Origin of the sequence: Kribbella sp. NPDC058245 (genome assembly GCF_042882005.1) — a bacterium.
GTDB lineage: Bacteria > Actinomycetota > Actinomycetes > Propionibacteriales > Kribbellaceae > Kribbella.
Map to the genome: position 1 here is coordinate 288,345 of NZ_JBHVWY010000003.1, position 14,428 is coordinate 302,772.

14 protein-coding genes are annotated in these 14,428 nt (G+C 68.1%); 10 read left to right on the top strand and 4 right to left on the bottom strand.

Annotated features, from left to right (window positions below; genetic code table 11):
- Positions 1–47: 47 nt before the first annotated feature.
- Positions 48–1,463 (bottom strand): PLP-dependent aminotransferase family protein, encoded by a 1,416-nt coding sequence (locus ACFVWG_RS07920; RefSeq protein WP_391542410.1) that lies wholly within the window; start codon positions 1,461–1,463, stop codon positions 48–50.
- A 46-nt stretch (positions 1,464–1,509) separates the two neighbouring features.
- Between ACFVWG_RS07920 and ACFVWG_RS07925 the strand changes: the two genes are divergently transcribed.
- Together ACFVWG_RS07925 and ACFVWG_RS07930 are read left to right on the top strand one after the other, a co-directional pair.
- On the top strand, positions 1,510–2,784 hold the full coding sequence (locus ACFVWG_RS07925) for an FAD-binding oxidoreductase (protein WP_391542411.1): 1,275 nt from the start codon (positions 1,510–1,512) through the stop codon (positions 2,782–2,784).
- Entirely contained in the window at positions 2,781–3,281 is a 501-nt protein-coding gene (locus tag ACFVWG_RS07930) for a tetratricopeptide repeat protein (RefSeq protein WP_391542412.1), read from the top strand. The genes ACFVWG_RS07925 and ACFVWG_RS07930 overlap by 4 nt, the downstream gene beginning before the upstream one ends.
- A 49-nt stretch (positions 3,282–3,330) precedes the next feature.
- On the opposite strand, the gene ACFVWG_RS07935 is transcribed toward ACFVWG_RS07930, so the two are convergent.
- Both ACFVWG_RS07935 and nhaA read right to left on the bottom strand, forming a co-directional pair.
- The gene (locus tag ACFVWG_RS07935) at positions 3,331–3,762 is read right to left on the bottom strand and encodes a rhodanese-like domain-containing protein (protein ID WP_391542413.1); all 432 of its coding nucleotides are present in this window, start codon (positions 3,760–3,762) and stop codon (positions 3,331–3,333) included.
- Positions 3,763–3,826: 64 nt separating this feature from the next.
- Complete coding sequence (nhaA, locus tag ACFVWG_RS07940) at positions 3,827–5,713, bottom strand: Na+/H+ antiporter NhaA (protein ID WP_391542414.1); 1,887 nt, start codon at positions 5,711–5,713, stop codon at positions 3,827–3,829.
- Positions 5,714–5,791: 78 nt separating this feature from the next.
- On the opposite strand from nhaA, the gene ACFVWG_RS07945 reads away from it, so the two are divergent.
- The 3 genes from ACFVWG_RS07945 to ACFVWG_RS07955 are packed head-to-tail and all read left to right on the top strand — an operon-like array spanning position 5,792 to position 8,386.
- The gene (locus tag ACFVWG_RS07945; RefSeq protein WP_391542415.1) at positions 5,792–6,520 is read left to right on the top strand and encodes a GAF and ANTAR domain-containing protein; all 729 of its coding nucleotides are present in this window, start codon (positions 5,792–5,794) and stop codon (positions 6,518–6,520) included.
- A 40-nt stretch (positions 6,521–6,560) separates the two neighbouring features.
- Positions 6,561–7,697, top strand: a complete 1,137-nt coding sequence (locus ACFVWG_RS07950; RefSeq protein ID WP_391542416.1) for an ROK family protein — start codon at positions 6,561–6,563, stop codon at positions 7,695–7,697.
- Positions 7,698–7,729: 32 nt separating this feature from the next.
- Positions 7,730–8,386 carry a GNAT family N-acetyltransferase gene (locus ACFVWG_RS07955; protein WP_391542417.1) on the top strand — a complete coding sequence of 219 codons (657 nt, stop codon included), beginning with the start codon at positions 7,730–7,732 and terminating at the stop codon, positions 8,384–8,386.
- Here ACFVWG_RS07955 and ACFVWG_RS07960 read toward each other — a convergent pair.
- Positions 8,330–8,872 carry a CGNR zinc finger domain-containing protein gene (locus ACFVWG_RS07960; RefSeq protein WP_391542418.1) on the bottom strand — a complete coding sequence of 181 codons (543 nt, stop codon included), beginning with the start codon at positions 8,870–8,872 and terminating at the stop codon, positions 8,330–8,332. The genes ACFVWG_RS07955 and ACFVWG_RS07960 overlap by 57 nt on opposite strands.
- A gap of 343 nt (positions 8,873–9,215) precedes the next feature.
- Here ACFVWG_RS07960 and alr point away from each other — a divergent pair, with 343 nt between their 5' ends.
- The 5 genes from alr to ACFVWG_RS07985 all read left to right on the top strand — a co-directional run bounded on the left by alr (position 9,216) and on the right by ACFVWG_RS07985 (position 13,905).
- Positions 9,216–10,352, top strand: a complete 1,137-nt coding sequence (alr, locus tag ACFVWG_RS07965) for an alanine racemase (RefSeq protein WP_391542419.1) — start codon at positions 9,216–9,218, stop codon at positions 10,350–10,352.
- On the top strand, positions 10,349–11,317 hold the full coding sequence (locus tag ACFVWG_RS07970) for a D-alanine--D-alanine ligase (RefSeq protein WP_391542420.1): 969 nt from the start codon (positions 10,349–10,351) through the stop codon (positions 11,315–11,317). Before alr ends, ACFVWG_RS07970 begins: the two co-directional genes overlap by 4 nt.
- Positions 11,314–11,937: a M15 family metallopeptidase gene (locus ACFVWG_RS07975; protein WP_391542421.1), complete on the top strand. Its 624-nt coding sequence runs from the start codon at positions 11,314–11,316 to the stop codon at positions 11,935–11,937. The genes ACFVWG_RS07970 and ACFVWG_RS07975 overlap by 4 nt, the downstream gene beginning before the upstream one ends.
- 283 nt (positions 11,938–12,220) lie before the next feature.
- Positions 12,221–12,382 carry a hypothetical protein gene (locus ACFVWG_RS07980; RefSeq protein ID WP_391542422.1) on the top strand — a complete coding sequence of 54 codons (162 nt, stop codon included), beginning with the start codon at positions 12,221–12,223 and terminating at the stop codon, positions 12,380–12,382.
- Positions 12,382–13,905 carry an N-acetylmuramoyl-L-alanine amidase gene (locus ACFVWG_RS07985; RefSeq protein ID WP_391542423.1) on the top strand — a complete coding sequence of 508 codons (1,524 nt, stop codon included), beginning with the start codon at positions 12,382–12,384 and terminating at the stop codon, positions 13,903–13,905. Before ACFVWG_RS07980 ends, ACFVWG_RS07985 begins: the two co-directional genes overlap by 1 nt.
- The last annotated feature ends 523 nt before the right edge of the window (positions 13,906–14,428 follow it).

Consider the following 14,428-nt stretch of genomic DNA (forward strand, 5'->3'; position numbering starts at 1 on the left):
CGACAGTAGAACTCCGAGGATCGAATTGCAATACATTGAATACTTATTCACGCCTGAGCCGACGCAGACCGTGCCGCCGCGAGAGCCTCTGCCAGCAGGTCGACGCCCTCGATCACGCTGCTGACGGTCAGCCCGCCGTACCCGAAGACCAGCCCACCCGGCCCCGGCGGCGTCACCCAGTACTGCGCCAATCCGTAGACGCCCAGCCCGCGCTCAAGCGCAGCCGCCTTCACCGCCGCCTCGGTCAAACCCTCGGGCAGAAGCGTCATCACATGCAGGCCGGCCGAAATCCCCATCGGCACCAGCTCAGGGACCCGCAAGGCCAACCGCTCCATCAACGTGTCCCGCAGCAACCGGTACCGCGGCCGCATCCGCCGCAGGTGCCGATCGAACTCACCGCGCGCCACGAAGTCCGCAAACGTCAGCTGGTCCAGCACCGGCGACCCACGGTCATCCATCAGCTTCGCGTCCGACATCGGCTGCACCAACCGCGGCGGCAGGATCATCCACCCCAACCGCAGTCCCGGCGCCAGCGTCTTGCTCGCCGTCCCGGCATACGCAACGCGATCCGGCATCAGCCCCTGGATCGCACCAACCGGCTCCCGGTCATACCGGAACTCCGCGTCGTAATCGTCCTCGATCACCAGCCCGTCCCGCCGAGCCGCCCACGCAACCAGCGCCGCCCGCGTCTCCGCCGACGTCACCGCACCCGTCGGGAACTGATGCGCCGCTGTCACCAGTACGACGTCCGCTCCCGACCGATCGAGCGCCTCGACATCCACCCCGCCTTCCAGAACCGGTACGCCGACCGCCGTCAACCCGGCGTCAGCCGCAGCCCGGCGCAAGTCGTCGTCCGATGGATCCTCAACCGCGAGACACCGATATCCCAACCCAGCAAGGACTTTCAGCAACAGCCGCGATCCCTGCGCGAACCCGTTGCAGATCAACATGTGCTCCGGCCGAGCCGCCGTACCGCGGACTCGGTTGAGGTAGTCGGCCAGCGCCGTCCGCAGCTCGATCGTCCCGCGACCATCGAGATACGCAAGACTCCGGTACGGCGTTTCGTTCAGCACTCGGCGTACCGACCGCAACCAGGCCGTGCGCGGGAACTGCGAGACGTCCGGCCGGCTGTAGCGGAAGTCGATCCGCGGTTCGCCGTCCGGAACCAGCCCCACCTCCGAAGCCGCGATCGCGGCAACCTCCGCGACCTCGGTGTACCCACCGCCCCGGCTGACCAGGTACCCCTCGGCCACGAGCTGCTGATACGCCTCGACCACCACACCCCGCGACAGCCCCAGGTCGTCGGCGAACGAGCGGGTCGACGGCATCACCGCGCCGGCCCGCAACAACCCCTCACGGATCCGCGCGCGAATCCCGCTCTCCAGCTGCTGATGGAGCGGAGCGCCGCCCGAGCGCTGCAGCTCGATCAACAACTCTCCGGAACTGGTCCTGATTCGGCTCACGAAACTGGACCTTATCGGAGTACCGCTGCGCTGTCAGGGTGTTCCTATGACGACCTTCCTGGAGCCCGGAGACACCGGGTACGACGCGGCCCGCTCGATCTGGAACGCCATGATCGACCGCCGGCCGGCCCTGATCGCCCGCTGCAAGACGACCGCCGACGTCGTCGAAGCCGTCCACCTCGCCCGCCTGAAGAACCTGGAGATCGGGGTCCGCTGCGGCGGTCACAGCATCGCCGGCCTGGCCATTCCGGACGGCGGGCTGATGATCGACCTGACCCCGATGGGCGCGGTCGAGATCGACCTTGAGCGCCAGACCGCGATCGTCCAGGGTGGCGCGCTGCTCGGCGAACTGGACCGGGCAGCCCAGCGCTACGGCCTCGCCACAACCGCGGGCAACGTCTCGCACACCGGCGTCGGCGGACTCACGCTCGGCGGCGGGATGGGCTGGCTTGCCCGTCGATTCGGACTGGCCTGCGACAACGTCACGGCGTACGAGGTAGTCACCGCGGCCGGCGACGTCGTCCGGGCGACCGCGGACGAGAACGCCGACCTGTTCTGGGGACTGCGCGGTGGCGGCGGCAACTTCGGCATCGTCACCTCGTTCGAGTTCCGGCTGCACGAGATCGGCACGCGGGCATTGGTTGCCGAGTTCACCTATCCGCTCGAGGCCGCGTACGACGCACTGCGTGGCTGGCGTGAGCTCAACACTCACGCGCCGCGCGAGGCCACCTTCACCGCGTCAATCACGCCGGAGGGCGTCACCCTCGGCTACGTCTGGATCGGGCCGCTCGGGAGCGATCTGCTGCCCAAGTTCCGCGAGCTCGGGCCGGTAGTGAAAGAGTCGGTTGAGTCGATGCCGTACCTGACCTTGCAGAGTCGCGACGACAGCATCCAGGGCCACCGCTACCGTCGCTACTGGAAGGGTCACTACTTCAAGTCCCTGCCCGACGAGGCGATCAAGGCACTGATCGGCACCCCGGGCGTCACCGCCAGCCTGCAGGCGTACGGCGGCGCGATCGCCGACACCCCCGATGGTGACGCGGCCTTCAGCCACCGGGACACGCTGTTCGAGTTCGTCACCGCGGCCCGCTGGGAGGACCCGGCCGACGACGAAGCGAGGATCGCGCGGGTCCGCGAGTACGCCGCGGGACTCACGCCGTACACGAATGGCGTTTACCTCAACACCCTGAACGGCGAGGCGATCAACCGCGCCTTCCCGCCGGAGAAGCTGGCCCGGCTGGCCGAACTGAAGGCGAAATACGACCCGGAGAACCTGTTCCACCTGAATCAGAACATCACCCCGGCAATACTGGTCGGGTGACAACCGAACTGACGCCTGAGTTGGCGGCGACGATCGAGGCAGGCTTCTCCCAGCGCGACCGCGAGAACATGCAGCCCACGATCGACTTCTTCGAGGACCTGCTCGTGGAGCACCCGGACAATCCGTATGTGCTCTACGAGGTCGGCGGTTCGTACGACACCGACGGCCAGGAGGAGAAGGCCGTCGGTTTCTACGAGCGGGCGCTGCCCGGGCTGAGCGGCGAGATCCGCCGGAAGTGCCTGCTGCAGTACGGCAGCACGCTGCGCAACCTGGACCGGTTCGACGAGTCGCTGGACGTGTTCAAGAAGGCGTGCGCCGAGTTCCCGGAGTCGGACTCGCTGCGGGTCTTCAAGGCTCTGACCCTGCATGCGGCCGACCGCAAGGACAAGGCGCTCGCCACCTTACTGTTGGTGATCGCCGATCGCCTCGAGACGCCGGAGATCAAGCGCTACGAGGCCGCCATTCGCGGCAACGCGGAGTACCTCGCCAATCTCTAACGTCCGAAAACACGCCGACCACGTACTGCGGGTATTCGGACGCTGCGGGTTAACAGGCGCAGGCGACGCCGCGGGGGGCGGTGAGGGGGTCAGTTGGGCGGCGGGTGATGCCGTCGGTGGTTTCGACGGGCAGCCCCTCGCGCGCCCAGTACTCGAAGCCGCCGATCATCTCCTTGACCGGATACCCCAGCTTGGCGAACTCCAGCGCCGCCCGGGTCGCGCCGTTGCAGCCAGGCCCCCAGCAATACGTCACCACCCGAACCCCAGCCGGTACGACGGTCGCCGCGCGCGAGGCGATCTCGCGGGTCGGCAGGTGGATCGCGCCGGGAACGTGGCCCTGATCCCAGCTCTCCTGGCTACGGCTGTCGATCAGCACCCATCCCGCCGTACCGGCGCCGACCTCGGCGGCCACGTCGGAAACATCGGTCTCGAAGGCCAACCGGCCCGCGAAGTGCGCGACGGCTGCGGTCTGTTCAGTCATGTCCTCAGCGTCGGCGATCCCGACCCCAGGGAACAGTGGCGGAAATGACCTACTACAACAAGATTCAGCCAGTGCGCTCGTTGATCCGCGCTCGGGCCCGGGCGACCCTGATCGCGGTCTTCAGCGTCTCGACGTCGTACGCGCCGTAGTGCCGCTGGCCGTTGATGAAGAACGTCGGCGTCCCGGACACTCCGCTGAGGTCGGCAGACTCGACATCGCGCGCGACCCGGGCGGCGGCGACATGCCGTTTCACCTCGTCGTGGATCCGCTGGTTGTCGAGGCCGAGCTGCTCGGCGTACGCCATCAGGTCCTTCGGCTGCAGGTTCTCCTGGTTGGACAGCAGCAGATCGTGCATCTCCCAGAACGCGCCCTGCTCATGCGCCGCCTCAGCCACCTCGGCCGCGATCTGCGCCCGCGGATGCACGTCGGACAACGGCAGATGCCGCCACACATAGCGAAGGTCGTCGTCGTGCAGAAGATCCCGTACGACGGGTTCCGCGATCCCGCAGTACGGGCACTCGAAGTCGCCGTACTCGACGAGCGTCACCGAGGCAGTCTCGGGACCGCGGACATGATCGAGCTCAGGGTCGACCGGGTCGATGAGGTCGACCAGCTCCTCCGCTCGACCCAGCAGAGCAAGCGCCTTCTTCGCCGGACTGAGGAGCTTCACCGCGCGGAACACCAGCCAGGTCACGGCGGCCGACACCACCACGGCCGCCAGCAGGCCGACCTTGGCCTCGGCGAGTTCCGGGCCGTCGAACGCGATCGTTGCTATCAGCAAGGAGACGGTGAAGCCGATGCCGGCGATGGTGCCGCTGCCGACGACCGCGGCCCAGCCGACCTGCGGTCCGTACCGGCCGCCGGAGAAGCGGTCGAGCAGCCAGGAAACCGCTGTGACCGCGACGGGCTTGCCGATCACGTAGCCGAGCAGGATGCCGAGTGTCACCGGTGAGGTGATGGCCCGGCCGAGGAAGTCCGCGTCGATGGTGACGCCGGCGTTGGCCAGGCCGAACAACGGGACGATCAGGTAGCTCGTCCACGGGTGATAGAGGAACTGGAGGCGCTCGTTCGGCGAGATCGCCGCGGTCAGGCCGACGGTTGCCGACCGGGCCAGCTCCGGCGTCGGCTGCTCCCGGAAGACGCGGAAGAGCCCACTCGCTTGCTCGAGCTCTTCGCGACCTGGCGAGTACGCCGGTGCGGTCAGGCCGATCGCCAACCCGGCAACGACCGGGTCGACGCCACTCGTGAGCAGGGCGGCCCACGTGATCACGCCGAGAACGACGTACACCCAGGGTTTGCGGACGTGGAGCAAGGCGAGGACCAGGACGACGGCGAAGGCGATGATCGCGATCAGTAGCGGCATCAGGTCGATGTTCTCGCTGTAGATCACGGCGATCACGACCAGCGCCAGGAGGTCGTCGACGACGAAGACGGTCAGCAGGAAGACCCGGACGCGATCCGGTACGCCGCGGCCGACGAGCGCGAGCAGGCCGAGTGCGAGCGCGGTGTCGGTCGACATCGCGACGCCCCAGCCGTGCGCGGTGTCCTTGCCGAGGTTGAACGCCAGGTAGATCAGCACCGGCGCGGCCATCCCGGAGATGCCTGCGAGCACGGGCAGCACGAAGCGGCTGCGGTCCCGGAGGTCGCCGAGGTCGAATTCGCGCCGCGCCTCCAGCCCGACAACCAGGAAGAACAGGGTCATCAGACCACTGTTGATCCACTCCCGCAGGTCCAGCCCGAACGCGTGATGACCGAGCTCGAACGACAGGTCGGTCGCCCAGAAACCGTCGTACGAGCCAGGTGCGAGATTGGCCCACAGCAGGGCCAGCACGATCGCCGTCGCGAGCACTCCGGAGCTACCGGCCTCGGTGCGCAGGAAGCTGCGCATCGGGGCCGCGAACTCCCGCCGCCAGTTCGTCCGGCCGCTCAACAGGGCCGGGAAGTCCGCCATATCGTCACCCTACTGCCGCAAACCAGGGTTGAGGCTGCATGATGTCCCCTGCGGACGCCCCCAGACCCCGGGCGTCCGATGCCCGAGACCGACTGGAGCACTCCGTTGACTGAGCAAGAGCTCACCGCTACTTCAGCGGATACGTTCGCGCGGCTGGCCATCGAGCTGCACGACGCCCCTGGGGTTGAAGAGACCATCGACGCCGTCGTCCAATTCGCGCTGCAGGCCCTGAGCTGCACCTACGCCGGTGTCGCGCTGTACATGCGAGGTGGCAGCCCGGAGATCGCCGCGGTGACCGATCCGGTCGTCGCCAATGTCTACGACCTGCAGCTGCGCGCGGACGTCGGCCCGCTGGTGACCGCCCTGCGGGACCGGACCACGGTCCTGATCCGTGACACCGAGACCGACGGCCGCTGGCCCGAGTGGACCGCCGAGGTCGCGGCGCTCGGCGTCCGCAGCACCCTCGACGTCCCGCTCGCGACTGGTGACGCGACCCGCCAGACCGTCGGCGTACTGGGTCTTTACAGCCCGGTACCGGACGCCTTCACCGAGGACGACGAGGCGATCGCCCACATCCTCGCCCGGCACGCCTCGGTCGCCGTCGCCTCCGCCCGGCACGAGGAGACGATGGCGCAGGCGGTCGACGCCCGCAAGCTCGTCGGGCAGGCCATGGGCATCCTGATGGAGCGCTTCGACGTCGACGGCGACCGCGCCTTCGCCATCCTCAAGCGCTACTCCCAGGACACCAACACCAAACTCCGCGACGTCGCCCAGCAACTCATCGACACCCGCAGACTCCCCCACTGACCCACACGGTGGCTTCGGTCGCGGGAACTAGGGTGGTGGGATGGGGAGTTGGCAGCCGTTGGTGGGGCCTTCCCGGCAGGTGGCTCTGGAGATCCTGCTGGACGGGCCGCTGTCGCGCGCCGAGCTGTCTCGCCGGGTGGGGCTGTCGCCGGGGAGTCTGACCCGGCTGACGAAGCCGATGGTCGAGTCCGGGCTGCTGGTCGAGGTATCGGCCGGGCCGACCGATGCTCGGGTCGGACGACCGTCCCAGCCGCTCGACCTGGATCCGGCCGCCCATCACTTCGTCGGGATCAAACTGACCGGTGACCGGGCGATCGGCGTACTGACAACTCTGCGGGCCGAGGTGATCGCGAGCCTGGAGCGGCCGCTGACCGACCACACTCCGTCCGCGGTGGCTGACCTCATCCTTGAGCTGGCCGATGACCTGGCAGCACAGTCGCCGCGCGCGGTCACCGGGATCGGGGTGACGCTCGGCGGCCGGGTCACCGATCAGAACGAGGTGCGCTGGGGACCGTACCTGGACTGGGTCGACGTACCGCTCGGCGACCTTCTGGCCGCCGGAACCAGTACGCCGATCGTCGTGGCCAACGACCTCGACGCGCTGACCGAGGCGACCCACTGGTTCGGGGCCGGCCGTGGTGCCGACCGGTTCGTCCTGATCACCATCGGCGCCGGCATCGGGTACGGGCTGGTGATCCACAACCGGACCGTCGTGAGCCCGGACACCAGCATCGGCCTGATCGGCCATCACCCGTTGGTCCCGGACGGACCGCTCTGCGACCGAGGGCACCGCGGCTGCGCGATGAGCCTGCTCACCGTCGGTTCGATCACCAGCCGGATCGGCTCCGTACTCGGACGGCCGATCGACTACGAGGAATGCCTTGATCTGGCCGCGAAGGGCGATCCAGCGGCCCAGCCGGTGATCAGCCAGGCCGGGTACGCCCTCGGGAGGCTCATCGCGGCCTCAGCCAACTTCACGATGCCTGAGCTCGTGGTCCTCGGCGGCGAGGGCGTCCGGCTCGCCGAGGTCGCCCGGACGGAACTGCTGGCCAGTCTGCACGCCGACCGACACCCGTCCGGCGCTGAACTCCCGATGGTGCTGCAGCCCGCCGACTTCACCGAATGGGCCCGCGGCGGCGCGGTGATCGCGATCCAGACCTTCGTACTCGGTAACTGACTAAACCGAGATAAGCAGTTACACTCGCCCTCATGGACACCGTGAGGCGATGGATCGAAGGCTGGCGACTCTGCCGCGGACTACCACCAGTGACCGAGTACGACGACGTCCTGCTCGCGCATCTCGGCCTGCCCGGGCGTGAGCGGGAGATGTTCACCCTGGCCGACAACATCGAGCGACTGGCCCCGGCCATCACGTCGACCACGTGGCTCACCGTCACCACCCCGTACGGCGATGCTGCCGCCAACCGTCTGACCGCGGCCGGACTGCAGCCGTTCGACGAGCAGAAGGTGCTGATGTCGATCGCGCTGGGTGACCACCCGCGGCCGGCAACGTCGTACCGGCTCGTCCAGCAGACCGACGGACCTCTGGATCGCGTGCAACTCCTAGCTGAGGACGGCACGGTCGCGGCTCGCGGCATGATGGCGACAGTCGGCGCGGACGCGGTCATGCACGACATCCACACCGACCCGGACCACCGTCGACAGGGCCTCGGCAGCGTGGTGATGGGCGCGTTGGCCGGGCGAGCTGTCGAGCGAGGCGCGACGACCGGACTCCTGATGGCGACCGAGATCGGCGTTCATCTCTACCGCGCACTCGGGTGGTTGCCGGAAGCAACCATGGTGACGGCGTCAGGCGGTGCGGGCGCGGTGCGCGGCGACCTTGGTGCGGTTCTGACAAGCCGTTGAGCAGAAGCGTTGTGAGCCGTTCCGGGTCGCATCCAGGAACAGGTCGTCACAACGCGTCGCCGCACAACGCCGTACCCGCTCGGCTTCGTGACTCCCGAGCAGCATCGCCACCGCGGTAGCGAACTCCGCAAGCCACCCCGTCGCCGCCGACGCTCCCGGCGCCGCGAAATGCAGGTGCCAGAGCTGACCCGGCTCCCGGGTCAGCTGCGGCGCCGCCTGAGTGCGGCGCAACAGATCGTTGACCAGCTCAACCGCTCCGTCGACATCGGGGATCAGGTTCAGCGCGTCATACAACTGCCGCGCGCCCGTCTCGTACTCGTGGAGCTCGATCGGGATCGTTCGGTTCGTGGTCAGCCGCAGGACCGCGCGGATCGCCTCGTCGTCCGGCGCCGCGGCCGGGCGGCCCTGCCGCGTGGGCGCACCAAAGACGTTCGCCAGCGCGATGGCTGCGGCGAGCGACGCCTTGAGGTGATCCGTGGGCTCCACGACGCCCAGTATCCGGTAGCTGCGGACAGCCACCCAACCTCACGCTGAGTAGCGGAGGTTAGCCTAGAGGGCGTCTGGGGACTCCGCGCCGTAGCGAGGAGGTGCTCGGTGCGGTAGCTCGGCGTGCTGGGGCGAAGGGTTAGATGCGGAGCATCTTGGCCTTTGCACCAGTGCGGCGAGGTGCCGTGCCGAGTGCCCCGCAGTAGGCGTGGAGTCCCCAGACGCCCTCCAAGTCAACTATTACCGGCAGCCGAGCGTCCTACCCAGGTCGTACGTCAGATCTGCGCAACATCCGCCCCAGATCCGACGAATTTGATGGTTGCCAGCTACAACAATGAGGAACATGAACGTGGTCCACGTCCGGCAGCGTCCGGCGCCAGCGGGTATCGCCGGCCTCTCCGAGGCTGTGATCGACCTGTCGGCGGTGCGTGACAACGTCCGTACCTTCCGGCGGCTGACCCCGCACGACGTGATGGCCGTGGTGAAGGCCGACGCGTTCGGGCACGGCGCCGTACCGGTCGCTCGCGCAGCGCTGGAGGCCGGCGCCACCTGGCTCGGCGTCGCGCGTGCGGACGAGGCCCTGCAGCTACGGGCCGCCGGGATCACCGCCCCGATCCTGACCTGGCTGTACGACGCCGCCGAGCTGATGCTGCTCGGTGACATGGACGTCGATGTCAGTGTCTCCACGGTCGCCGAGCTGCAGCGGGTCGCCTCGGTCCCGGCCGTCAAGGCTGTGCATCTGAAGCTCGACACCGGTCTGCACCGGGCCGGCAGCACCCCCGACCAGTGGATCGAACTGACCCGGGCCGCGGCGCACCACGAGGCGCTCGGGGCGCTCGTCGTCCGGGGAATCTGGTCGCATCTGTCGCACGGCGACGAACCCGACGCCGTCCAGAGCCGGAAGCAGTTGCAGCTGTTCCGGACCGGGGTGGTGCTGGCCCGGCGCGCAGGATTGAACCCGGGCGTGCTGCACCTGGCCAATTCGGCCGGTGCGATCACGCTCGACGCGCCCGAGTGTGACCTGATCCGGATCGGTGCCGGCCTGTACGGCATCGACGAGACCGGGATCGGCCTGCGACCGGCCATGCGGCTGATGAGCAAGGCCATCCAGGTACGGCGGATCGGGGCGGGCGAAGGCGTTTCGTACGGGCACGACTTCACGGCTGAACGCCCGACCACGGTCCTGCTGGTGCCGATCGGCTACGCCGACGGGATTCCGCGAGTCGCGGTCAAGCAGGCTAGTGTGCTGTGCCGCGGGGTCCGGATGCCGATCGTCGGCAGGATCGCGATGGACCAGTTCGTCGTCGACGCCGGTGCCGTGGCGGTCGATCCGGGCGAGCCGGTGACGATCTTCGGTGACGGTTCGCAGGGCGAGCCGACCGCTCAGGACTGGGCGGACTGGGCCGGAACCATCCCGCACGAAATCTACTGTGGCCTCGGTTCCCGGGTGCCGCGTCGCTACGAGGAGGCAACTCGATGAAGGTCGCGGTCGTGATGGGCGGCGCCAGCCCCGAACACCACGTGTCCCTGGCCAGCGGCAAGGGGATCGCCGACGCGGTCACCGAGCTCGGCCACACCGCGGTTCCGCTCGTCATCGACCAGCAGGGCGACTGGGCCGACGGCCTGCACGAGGCGATCGACCTGCTCCGCTCCGTCGACGTCGTACTGATCGGTCTGCACGGTGAGTACGGCGAGGACGGCCGGCTGCAGGGCTTCCTCGACCAGCTCAAGGTCCCGTACGTCGGCAGCGGCGTCACCGCCAGCGCGGTCGGCCTCGACAAGCACCTGACCAAGGCGGTGCTGCGCGCTCACGGCATCCCGGTCACTCCTGGCGTCCGCCTCTACGGCGCGGAGACCGCCGACACCGAGGCGGCCATCCAGAAGCTCAAGGAGGCCGACGTCGAGTTCCCGGTCTTCGTGAAGCCGGCCAACGGCGGTTCCAGCTTCGGCGTCGGTCGCGCCACCGACCTGGCCTCGCTGGCCGAGGCGGTCGCCGCGGCGGCCGAGCTCGACCCGCAGGTGCTGGTCGAGAAGGAGATGGTCGGCCGCGAGATCGACCTCGCCGTCCTGGAGTTCCCCGACGGCCGGGTCGAGGTCGGCCCGCCGCTGGAGATCCACAGCGACCCGGCGCAGCCGTTCTTCAACGCGACCGCCAAGTACGACGCATCGAGCGCGACCCAGTTCGTCGTACCGGCTCCGCTTGAGCCGGAACTGGCCGAGCTGCTGCGGGAGACCGCGCTCGAGGTCTTCGCCGTACTGGGCTGTCAGGGCCTGGCCCGGGTCGACTTCTTCGTCCCCGCCGACGGGAAGCCGGTCGTGAACGAGATCAACACGCTGCCCGGGTTCACGCCCGCCTCGCAGTTCCCGCGGATGTGGGCCGAGGCCGGCTACTCGTATGCCGATGTCGTCGGGGTGCTGATCGAGACCGCGGTGGCCAAGTCGTGACGGTCCTGCTCAGCGACGAGCGCATCACCCGGATCGAGGCCATCGACAACGGCGAACCGCTGGTCGAGCTGGCCACCGTCGGCATCCAGACTCCCGGTCTGGCCTACTCCCGCCAGGGCGTCGCGGACCGGCTGGTGATCGCGAACACGTTCCTGCCGGCGGGGATTCAGCTGCATGTGGTCGAGGGGCTGCGGCCGCTCGAGTTGCAGCGCGAGTACTTCGACGGCTACTCCGCCGAGCTGCGAGGGTTGAACCCCGGCTTGGACGAGGCGGAGATCCATGTGTTGGCGAGCCGCTTCGTCTCGCCGATCGAGGTCGCTCCGCACGTGGCGGGCGCTGCCGTCGACCTGACCCTGGTCGGCCCAAGTGGTCCACTCGATCTCGGTACGCCGATCGACGCGACCCCCGAGCAGAGTGACGGAGCGTGCTTCTTCGCGGCGACCAACATCAGCCGCGAAGCCCGCACCAACCGCGATCTCCTCGCCGACGTCCTCACCTCGGCCGGCCTCGTCAACTACCCCACCGAGTGGTGGCACTGGTCCTACGGCGACCGCTACTGGGCCTACACCGAAGACCAGCCCCACGCCATCTACGGCCCCATGGCCTGGCCCACCGCCTAACCCCGCCCGCCCCCTCCCCCAACTCAGCGGGCATCCCCTCCTCTCCACAGGCAACCCTCCATCTCAGCGGGCATCCCCTCCTCTCCACAGGCAACCCTCCATCTCAGTGGTTATCCACTCAGTTGGAGGGTTGCCCATTGAAAATCTGAGGGGGCCAACCCTCCAACTCGGTGGATATCCCTCCAGTTGGAGGGTTGGGCCATTCCACCTGGATTGCATTGATTGCTCGGACGTAGGGCCGGCTGGTGCCATGTCCTCACCGATCTTCATCGTTGGAGGAACCATGACCCCGCCCAGGTTGTCCCGCCGCAGAATCCTGTTGAGTATCCCGGCCGTGGCGCTGGCCGCGCAGGTCGGGCTCTCGGCCGCTCCGGCTCAGGCGTTGAAGAAGAAGCCCGAGTGCCTGGCCGATCTGATCGCGGCTGACCCGATGGTGCTCCGCTGATGGCCAGCATCACCTGGCTCGCCGACGTTCTGCGGGCGGCCGGCGTACAGGTCGTCGAGGAAGGCAACTGGCAAGCCCGCGGTGTCTCCGGGTCGTTCAACCCGATCGGCGTGCTCTGGCACCACACCGCGGCGAAGTCGAGCCCGACCAACCCGGCCCCGGCGCTGGGCATCTGCATCAACGGGCGTTCCGACCTGCAGGGCCCGCTGTGCCACGCGCTGGTCGACTACAACGGCGTGTTCCACGTCATCTCCGCCAACCGCGCGAACCACGCCGGCGCGGCCCGGGCGAGCGGTCCGATCCCGGCCGGTGACGGCAACACGATGCTGATCGGCTGGGAGATCGACTACGACGGCGTCAATCAGCACATGACGCAGGCCCAGTACGACGCATCCGTGAAGGCGACTGTCGCCGTACTGAAGCAACTCAACCGCGACGCCAGCTATGTGCGCGGTCACCGGGAGACGAGCACGACGGGGAAGATCGATCCGTCGTTCATCGACCTGGACGCATTGCGCGCCGAGATCGCCGCACTGCTGGCTGGTGGCGGTGGCGCGGGTGGTCAGGCGTACAAGTACCAGGACCAGCAGCACGTGACCGCGGTCGGTACCGGCGGCACGCTGGTGAACCTGATGTGGTCGCCGGGCACCGACAAGGTCATCCAGGACTGGGGAAGCAGCAACCTGGCCGGGAAACCGTTCGGGTTCGTGCACAACGGTCAGCAGCATGTGTTCGCGCGCGGCAAGGACAACACCATGCGGCACTGGTGGCAGGCCGGTACCGGTGCGCCGGTGCTCGACACCTGGGGCACCGAAGGACGCGTGCTGTCGAACCCGACCGGGTTCCCGTACCCGAACCAGCAGCACCTGTTCTACCGCAACCCCGATGGCAACCTCGAGCACAAGTTCTGGGACCAGGGAACCGACCAGATCACCACCGGCGTCTGGGGCAACGGACCGTTCGTCGGCAACCCGCATGCCTTTACCCACAAGGATCAGCAACACATCTTCGGTCGTGGACCGAACGGTGAGCTGAAGCACTGGTCATGGGCTCCGGGTGGGAATCCAACCTTCGACAACTGGGGTGTCGCCAGCGGCGTCACCTCGGACATCACCGGGTTCAGTACCGGTGCCCAGGCGCACATCTTCTTCCGCAACGCCGACGGCCAACTGCAGCACCGCTTCCTCGACGGAACCACCGTGCTCGGCGACATCTGGACCGGCGGCCCGTTCGTCGGCAACCCGTACGCGTTCGCCCACAAGGACCAGCAGCACGTCGTTGCCCGCAAGGAGAACGGCGACCTGGTCCACTTCTACTGGTCCCCCACCATCGACCCACCCGAGTCCGACAACTGGGGTGCCGTCGGCATAGTCACCGACGACCCGGTAGGCCTCTCCACCTCCGACGCCCACCACGTCTTCTACCGCATCGCCAACGGCTCCCTCGAACACCGCTTCTTCGTCGACGCCTCCGCCCAGCAACTAACCGACAACTGGGGCGGCTCCCTGGCCGCCAGCTCCTAACCCTCGCCGCAGCCGGTACGACGGCTCGTTCGCACTCGTGAGCGGCCGACGCCAACCGACCGCTCACGGCCATAACGTCCGAAGGTTCGGAGGGCCTGCCTCCGGTTTTTCGGACGTTACGACGGTCGCTGGCTTAACGTCCGAACGATCGGAGGGCCCGCCTCCGGTTTTTCGGACGTTGTGGGGGTTTTGGGTGGTGGTCCGATACTTCGCCGCTCCGGACAGGCCGGATACGTCGGTCTGTGGTTGCTCGCCGCGGCGGCCGCGTTACTGAAAAGGCCTGGCTGGCCGCCGCGTCGGCTGAGCTGGATGGTGCGGTCGGCGATCGCGTGCCGGTGGTTTGACGTTCCGTGCTTCGGCTGAGCTCCAAGATCCGCCGGCAGTGAGCGGGTTCAGCTCGCTTTTGAACAGAACGTTCCAGCCCGTGGGCTCGGTGGTCCGAGGCGTGGACGTTTGCGGCAGATCGGGCCTGGCAGCCGGGGGTTTGACCAGGAACTGGGGACCGTGAACACGTCATCACGTG